The following is a 7,367-nucleotide window of genomic DNA, read 5'->3' as shown; positions in this document are numbered from 1 at the left end:
CAAGAACATATCAAACTTGGACAATTGTTGGATTTTTGTTAATGAATCATTTTTTAAGGAATGAGTATAACGATCTAGATATGTTTAAAATTTGAGTCTAAAATAGTCCAAGGGTTAGAGATTTATCAATTGGCAAGCATGCCCCAATACCTAGATATATTGTTAGAAAAGTTCCGAATAAGAAAACAGACATTGCTATTGGTCTTCTAAATGGATTAGAAAATTTATTAACGTTTTCGATAAAGGGTAAAATCATTAATCCAAGTGGAATTAATGTTTGAAGTGCAATACCCAAAAGTTTATTAGGAACAACCCTAAGTATTTGAAAAACTGGATAGAGGTACCATTCAGGAAGTATTTCAAGGGGTGTTGCGAAGGGATTAGCTTTGTCTCCCAACATTGCAGGATCAAGAACTGCTAATCCAACTACGCAGGCAATAGTTCCTAAGATAACTACCGGGAAGATATATAGTAAATCATTTGGCCAAGCTGGTTCACCATAATAATTATGGCCCATACCTTTAGCTAACTTTGCTCTCAATTTTGGATCAGATAGATCTGGTTTTTTTAACGTAGACATATGGAGAACTAATAATGGTTTAAGTATAAGAGTTTATAAAGGACCTGAAATACCCTGTTTACGAATCATTAAAAAGTGCATCAACATGAAAACTGCTAATGACCATGGCAATACAAAAGTATGAAGACTGTAAAATCTGGTTAAAGTGGATTGTCCAACACTTTCTCCACCTCTAAGTAGTTCAACCATAAAGTCACCAATTACTGGTATTGCAGCAGGAACACCTGAAACAATCTTAACTGCCCAATAACCTACCTGATCCCAAGGTAGAGAGTATCCTGTCACTCCAAAAGCGACAGTTATGACTGCCATTACAACACCTGTAACCCAAGTTAATTCTCTTGGCCTTTTAAAACCTCCGGTAAGATAAACCCTAAAGACATGAAGGATTAACATCAAAACCATCATTGATGCACTCCATCTATGCACAGATCTTATTAACCATCCAAAACTTACATCGGTCATTAAATAACTGACTGAACTATAAGCTTGTGTAACTGTTGGCTTATAGTAAAAAGTCATTGCAAAACCTGTTGCAAATTGAATTAGGAAGCATACTAAAGTTATGCCTCCTAAACAATAAAAAATATTTACGTGAGGGGGTACGTACTTGGAAGTTACGTCGTCAGTTATGTCTTGGATTTCAAGCCTTTCTTGAAACCAGTCATAAACAGATGAAGAATTCGCCATCCAAAAAAAAATTAGCTTTGATATAAAGAGCTTACTTAAAATTCTTATACTTGGTGTTAACACTTAACCCAATGAATTCATCTTTTAACAAACTTTTAACATTCAAAACTTTGATCACTGCATCAATGATCATCGTTTTTTCTATCAATCTTTTATTGATTGAAAGAGTGGATGCTCTCAGTGATAGCAGGCAATTAGTACTTGACGCTTGGACCTTGGTAAACGAAGGTTTTTATGATCCAGAAAAGTTTGATGAAATCCAATGGAAAAGAATTAGACAAAAAACATTACAGAAACAAATTGAAACAAGTGAAGAGGCTTATTCCGCAATTGAAGACATGTTAAGACCTCTAGACGATCCCTACACGAGAGTTTTACGCCCAAAAGATTATGAACTACTGAAATCAAGTAATTTTGGGAGTGAAATTAATGGTGTTGGGCTTCAATTAGGTGAAGATGATAACAATAAAGTTAAAGTTATCTCTACTCTTGGGGGTTCGCCAGCTGAAGAAGCTGGAATAGTAAGCGGGGACTTGATAGAGACAGTGGACGGAATCTCATCAGAAAAATTAGGGCTTGCAAGTACTGCCTCTAAGTTAAGAGGTGAATCAGGGACAAAAGTTTTAGTTGAAGTATCTTCGGAATCAGGAGAAATTAGGGAAGTAGATCTAGAGAGGAGATCAGTAGATCTCAGACCAGTTAGAACAAAAAGATTAAGAGACGATTCTCACACAATAGGATATTTAAGGATAACTCAATTCAGCGAAAGCGTACCCAAAAAAGTTGAAGAGGCACTTCAAGAGTTAAAAGAGAAAGAGGTTGAGGGCTTAATCTTGGATCTTAGAAATAATTCAGGGGGACTAGTAAGCTCAGGTATAGCAGTTGCAGACTCATTATTGAGTGAGAAACCTGTAGTCGAGACAAAAGATAGAAATGGAATCAAAGATGCAATTATTTCTCAAAAAGAGACATCTTTTGATGGACCAATGGTGACTTTAGTAAATAAAGGTACTGCAAGTGCCAGTGAAATACTTGCTGGTTCTTTACAAGATAATGAGAGATCAATTCTTATGGGAGAACAAACTTATGGGAAAGGTTTAATTCAATCCCTAAAAAGTTTGGGAGAAGATAGTGGTATTGCTATAACAGTGGCTAGTTACTTAACCCCCAATGGTAATAATATTCAAGGCCAAGGTATGACTCCTGACAAATTACTTGATCTACCGGATGCAAGTGATTATGGAAGTACTGACGATAAATGGGTGAGGAATGCAGAATTATTTCTGGGGTCGCTTCTAGAAAAAGAAGAAGTTTCAGTTCAAACTATTGAATTAAACAATGAAGAAATTAAATCTTGAAATGGCTAAAGATTGAAAATAAAAAATCTTAAAAATATGAGTATTAAAAGAATTTTTCATGACCCAATTCATAAAGAAATAGTATTTGATGCAGGAAAGCCAGAAGAATTAATGATTATGGAATTAATTGATACAGTTGCTTTTCAAAGACTAAGAAGAATAAAACAACTTGGAGCGGCATCATTACTTTTTCATGGTGCAGAATCGAGTAGATTTACTCACTCAATTGGTGTTTTTTGTATAGCTAGAAAAATTTATAAGAGATTAATTGAAAGTAAATCTTCATTTTGTGAAAATAAATTTGTTCTTTATGGAGCAGCTCTACTACATGATTTAGGTCATGGACCTTTAAGCCATACCAGTGAAACAATATTCAAGCATGATCACGAACAATGGTCTGAAAACTTAGTTACAAATTATTCTCCAATAAATTCAATCCTCAAAAAGTATGACAACGAATTACCCAGAAAAATTGGTGAATTATTTCAATCAAAACAACTATTTTCAAAACCTTTAAAAACATTGATAAGTAGTGAGATAGATTGCGATCGTCTCGATTATCTTTTACGCGATAGTTACAACACAGGTACTAATTATGGCTTAGTAGATTTAGAGAGAATAATTTCAGCTCTTACCTTTTCACCTGATGGGAATATCGGAATCAAACCAAAAGGAGTGATCGCTATTGAGCATTTCCTTGTACTTAGAAACTTGATGTATAGAACAATCTACAATCACAGGATAAACGAAATATCAACATGGATTCTGGAAAAAATATTACACACAATAAAACATAATTATGAAAAGAATATTTGGTTAGATAATTCTTTATATAAATGGATTTTTTCACCTTCAAAGGTTGATTTTGATGATTTCATAAGAAATGATGATGTAACCTTTTATTATCATTTGATTAGATGGAAAGATGAATCTTTTGAGCCACTTTCTACACTATGCAAAATGTTTATTGACAGAGATTTATTAAAGGCATCAGACATAAGTTTTTTAAGTAAGATGAATAGATTAAAAATCCTTGCATTTGCCACAAAATTATGTGAAAAGAATGGTTATGATTCAGAAATATTTTGCGGGATTAAGGAAAGGTCTTTTAAAGGTTTTGAATCTAATAATGCACTAAAAATATGGGACGGCACTTATCAAAGCGCATTAGAAAATAGTTCTGCATTAATAAAAACTTTAATGAGATCTGAGGAAAGCTCTTTTATTATTTATCCAGATATGATCAAAAATGAAATTAAAAATGAAATTTCATTAATAAAAAACAATTCCTAGATTTAATTCAATGGAAATCGTTTTAAAAAACACTAAAAGTAAATATTTAGAAATTTTTTCTTTGTTAGATTTAGATAATATCCATGAAACTTTCAAAAGATTTTCTTCCATCAAGGAACCTTTAGAAGCAAAAATTTTCGCAGTCAATGAGTCAATAAGTTCTCATCAATTATCAAAATTAAAAAATCATTTTGACAAAATTAATATTTGTTCCTTATGCATTTACTCAAATAATAGAGAAACAATCCTGAGTGGAAAGTCTTTAAAAATAGATTCAGCTTTTGTAAAAGAGCAAAAGATTAAAAATAAGTTACTATTATTCAATTCAAAAAAGAAAGACGATATTCTTCACAAAGGAACAGTACGATCGGGTGAAAGAATATCTTCAAATGGAAACCTATGCATTATTGGAGACGTTAATCCAGGAGCAATAGTTTCCGCTAAGAAAAATATTTACGTTTGGGGCAAATTACTAGGGATCGCATTCGCAGGGAAAAGTGGAAATAAAAATGCCTCTATTGCATCACTTTATCTAAACCCTTTACAGTTAAGAATTGCAGATGTGATAGCTATTGGACCAAAGGATAAGCCCAAAAATTGTTATCCAGAAATTGCGGTAATAGATAAACAAACGATAATTATCAAACCACACTTAATCGAAAATAAAAATTAATCAATAATTTGCAATAAATTAATTCAAACTAGATAAATTTAAGAATTACTTAATCTTTAAAATATTTAACTTTCTGCAAGTGGCTTTATTATTTGTAAAATCTTAAAAATCGTGGGGAAGAATACTCGCACAATATTAATTTGTTCAGGTAAAGGAGGAGTTGGCAAAACAACTTTAACTGCAAACCTAGGCATAGCACTTGCTAATAGCGGAGCAACAACTGCTGTATTAGATGCTGATTTTGGCTTAAGAAATTTAGATCTTCTTCTAGGATTAGAAAATCGCATCATTTATACGGCTCAAGATGTTCTAGACAAGAATTGTCGTCTTGACCAAGCATTGGTTAGACATAAAAAGGAACCTAATCTTGCTCTTCTACCTGCTGGAGATCCAAGGATGTTGGATTGGATGAAGCCCGAAGATATGAAAAAAATTAGTGAGCTACTTAGTGAGAACTTTGATTTTGTCTTAGTAGATTGTCCTGCTGGTGTAGAAGATGGCTTTAAAAATGCTCTTGCAGCCTGTAAAGAAGCTATTGTTGTTACTAACCCAGAATTATCCGCAGTGCGGGATGCGGATAGAGTAATAGGGATTCTTAATACTTCAGATATTGAGCCTATCCAACTTGTAATCAATAGAGTTCGCCCTAACATGATGGCTAGTCAAGAAATGTTATCTATCGAAGATGTTCAAGGGATCCTTTCTTTGCCTTTGTTAGGTATTGTTTTAGAAGATGAACAGGTAATAATAAGTACAAATAGAGGAGAGCCACTGACACTTTCAGATGGTAGATCTCCTGCAAAAAAATGTTATTTGAATGTTTCTCAAAGACTTACAAATAAAGATGTACCAATTATCGATCCAAAAAAAGAAGGCAAAAGTCTTAAAGATAAATTCATGAGATTAATGCAAACAAAGGTTTTTTAAAATGATGACTCTCAGAGATCTTATAAATAAATTACTAGGCAGAGAAACGTCTAGTGCAAATACAGCTAGAGAAAGATTACAACTTGTACTTGCTCATGACAGAGTTGATATGAGTTCCTTAACAACTGATCTTTTAGATAAAATGAGGAAAGAGATTCTTGATGTTGTTGCTAAATATGTTGAAATTGATTTTGATGAGGTGGCAGTAAGTTTAGAGACTGAAGATAGAATGACTGCATTAGTTGCCAATTTACCAATCAAAAGAACTATTTCAGGAGAAATAAAATTCAAAAAAACTGATAAAGCTAATAAAGATATCAAAAAGTAATAAATTTAAAAAAAGCTAAAAAAATACTGATAATTGACCCTCCCTAATTGTAAGATGAAGAGATTGCCGGCTTAGCTCAGCGGTAGAGCAGCGCTTTTGTAAAGCGAAGGTCATCAGTTCAAATCTGTTAGCCGGCATTTTGATTTATTTAATTCTGTTCAATATTCTTTGCTGAAAATAAAAAGACTAAACCTATCAGAGCAATGATAGGAAACAATCTTATTTCGAGAACATACTCTAAAAAAGATGCAAGGGGTTCAAATATCCAATAAGTAAAAAATTGAATTAATAAAACAAAAAATAATAATAAAAACATTAATACAATTCCCTAACTAATACTTCTCCTTCTCTAATCAGTCTCCAATCTCCACTTTTCTTCCAAAATATAATAGTACTAGCTTTTCCACTTCTTTTTCCCCAGGGGATAGGGCCCAAAATTTTTACAGAAGGGAAGTCTAGAGCAATACCTTCAACTGTAATTGATCCTTTAAAACCTGAAATATTTGCACTTGAAGTTAACAATGGGCCTGTTTCTCTCATGAGAGATTGAGCCATATATGAATTTGGAATCCTCAACCCAAGAGTAAGATCATTGCTTGTGAGGATTGTAGTCTGCTTTTCTGAAGCAGGAATAACCATTGTCAGAGCTCCAGGCCAATATTTTGAAGCTATATTTTCGTAATCTTCTTTAGCTGATTCGTGAACATAATCAATTAATTGTTTATGTTCTGATCCCATAAGAATTAAGGGTTTATCTCTATCTCTTTTTTTAAACTCATAAATAATATTTGAAAATTTTGGCAAGCATCCAATCGCAGGTAATGTGTCAGTTGGGAAGATTATAGGTAAACCACTTTTAAGAGTCTTCAAAGCGGATTTGCAGTCTACTAAATTCATTTAGATTATGAACTTGTAATAATTTATTTATATCTTCCAATGGTAAACCTACCAATACCTGAAAGATCTTTCACAATTTCTATTGATGTAAATTTATTTTTAATAAAAAGTTGTTTTACTTTTTCGCCTTGATCAAAATGATTCTCTAAAATTAGCCAGCCCTTCTCTTTTAAAAATAATGGTGCTTTTTGTATTATTTCCCTAATATGTTTTAAACCATCTTCGCCGCCTAATAAAGCAACTTTAGGTTCGAAATTTTTAACTTCTTTGGGTAATTTTTCATAAGTATCTTTAGGAATATATGGCGGGTTTGAAATAGCGAGGTCTAATTTTCCTTTAAAACTTTCAAGAGGTGACCACCAATTTCCACAATAAAATTTCAAATTTGATTGTTTAGAAGAATTTATATAATTTTTAGTGGCTATTTCTAATGCATCTTGATCTATATCAGTTGCTACTCCTTCGCTCAATGGATAAGCCAATGCCAACGCAATACTTATAGCTCCTGATCCAGTTCCTAATTCAGCAAAAAATAATTTTTCTGATTTCTTTCGAAATATATTGAAGACTATATCAACTATGAGCTCTGTTTCTGCTCGGGGTATGAGTACTTTGTTTGAA

At 32.7% G+C, this 7,367-nt stretch carries 9 protein-coding genes and 1 tRNA gene; 6 read left to right on the top strand and 4 right to left on the bottom strand.

Features of this window, described 5'->3' with window-relative positions; genetic code table 11:
- Positions 1-97: 97 nt before the first annotated feature.
- Both petD and petB read right to left on the bottom strand, forming a co-directional pair.
- Complete coding sequence (gene petD / locus MK115_RS08705; RefSeq protein WP_002808353.1) at positions 98-580, bottom strand: cytochrome b6-f complex subunit IV; 483 nt, start codon at positions 578-580, stop codon at positions 98-100.
- Positions 581-613: 33 nt separating this feature from the next.
- Entirely contained in the window at positions 614-1,270 is a 657-nt protein-coding gene (gene petB / locus MK115_RS08700) for a cytochrome b6 (protein ID WP_011817812.1), read from the bottom strand.
- A 71-nt stretch (positions 1,271-1,341) separates the two neighbouring features.
- Here petB and ctpZ point away from each other — a divergent pair, with 71 nt between their 5' ends.
- From ctpZ to MK115_RS08670, 6 genes are all read left to right on the top strand, one after another.
- Positions 1,342-2,628, top strand: a complete 1,287-nt coding sequence (ctpZ, locus tag MK115_RS08695; protein WP_287610775.1) for a carboxyl-terminal processing protease CtpZ — start codon at positions 1,342-1,344, stop codon at positions 2,626-2,628.
- Between the two features lie 36 nt (positions 2,629-2,664).
- Positions 2,665-3,921, top strand: coding sequence for an HD domain-containing protein (locus MK115_RS08690; protein ID WP_287610773.1), 1,257 nt, complete (start codon positions 2,665-2,667; stop codon positions 3,919-3,921).
- Between the two features lie 10 nt (positions 3,922-3,931).
- Positions 3,932-4,594, top strand: a complete 663-nt coding sequence (locus MK115_RS08685) for a septum site-determining protein MinC (protein WP_287610772.1) — start codon at positions 3,932-3,934, stop codon at positions 4,592-4,594.
- Positions 4,595-4,705: 111 nt separating this feature from the next.
- Positions 4,706-5,521: a septum site-determining protein MinD gene (gene minD / locus MK115_RS08680; RefSeq protein WP_025922903.1), complete on the top strand. Its 816-nt coding sequence runs from the start codon at positions 4,706-4,708 to the stop codon at positions 5,519-5,521.
- 1 nt (position 5,522) lies between these two features.
- Positions 5,523-5,849, top strand: coding sequence for a cell division topological specificity factor MinE (gene minE, locus MK115_RS08675; RefSeq protein WP_025922902.1), 327 nt, complete (start codon positions 5,523-5,525; stop codon positions 5,847-5,849).
- A 65-nt stretch (positions 5,850-5,914) separates the two neighbouring features.
- Positions 5,915-5,986, top strand: a tRNA-Thr gene (locus MK115_RS08670).
- A gap of 178 nt (positions 5,987-6,164) precedes the next feature.
- On the opposite strand, the gene MK115_RS08665 is transcribed toward MK115_RS08670, so the two are convergent.
- Both MK115_RS08665 and prmC read right to left on the bottom strand, forming a co-directional pair.
- A complete protein-coding gene (locus MK115_RS08665) occupies positions 6,165-6,746 on the bottom strand; it encodes an L-threonylcarbamoyladenylate synthase (RefSeq protein ID WP_287610771.1) in 582 nt (193 codons plus the stop codon).
- Between the two features lie 23 nt (positions 6,747-6,769).
- A partial coding sequence (gene prmC / locus MK115_RS08660) for a peptide chain release factor N(5)-glutamine methyltransferase (protein ID WP_287610770.1) occupies positions 6,770-7,367 on the bottom strand: 598 nt, incomplete at its 5' end.

Source organism: Prochlorococcus sp. ALOHA_ZT_50 (assembly GCF_022447305.1).
GTDB lineage: Bacteria > Cyanobacteriota > Cyanobacteriia > PCC-6307 > Cyanobiaceae > Prochlorococcus_A.
This window is presented reverse-complemented; position numbering and strand designations above follow the sequence as displayed.

Coding starts and splice junctions, on each gene's coding strand:
- petD (WP_002808353.1), bottom strand. CDS start 580: ATGTCTACGTTAAAAAAACCAGATCTATCTGATCCAAAATTGAGAGCA.
- petB (WP_011817812.1), bottom strand. CDS start 1,270: ATGGCGAATTCTTCATCTGTTTATGACTGGTTTCAAGAAAGGCTTGAA.
- ctpZ (WP_287610775.1), top strand. CDS start 1,342: ATGAATTCATCTTTTAACAAACTTTTAACATTCAAAACTTTGATCACT.
- MK115_RS08690 (WP_287610773.1), top strand. CDS start 2,665: ATGAGTATTAAAAGAATTTTTCATGACCCAATTCATAAAGAAATAGTA.
- MK115_RS08685 (WP_287610772.1), top strand. CDS start 3,932: ATGGAAATCGTTTTAAAAAACACTAAAAGTAAATATTTAGAAATTTTT.
- minE (WP_025922902.1), top strand. CDS start 5,523: ATGATGACTCTCAGAGATCTTATAAATAAATTACTAGGCAGAGAAACG.
- MK115_RS08665 (WP_287610771.1), bottom strand. CDS start 6,746: ATGAATTTAGTAGACTGCAAATCCGCTTTGAAGACTCTTAAAAGTGGT.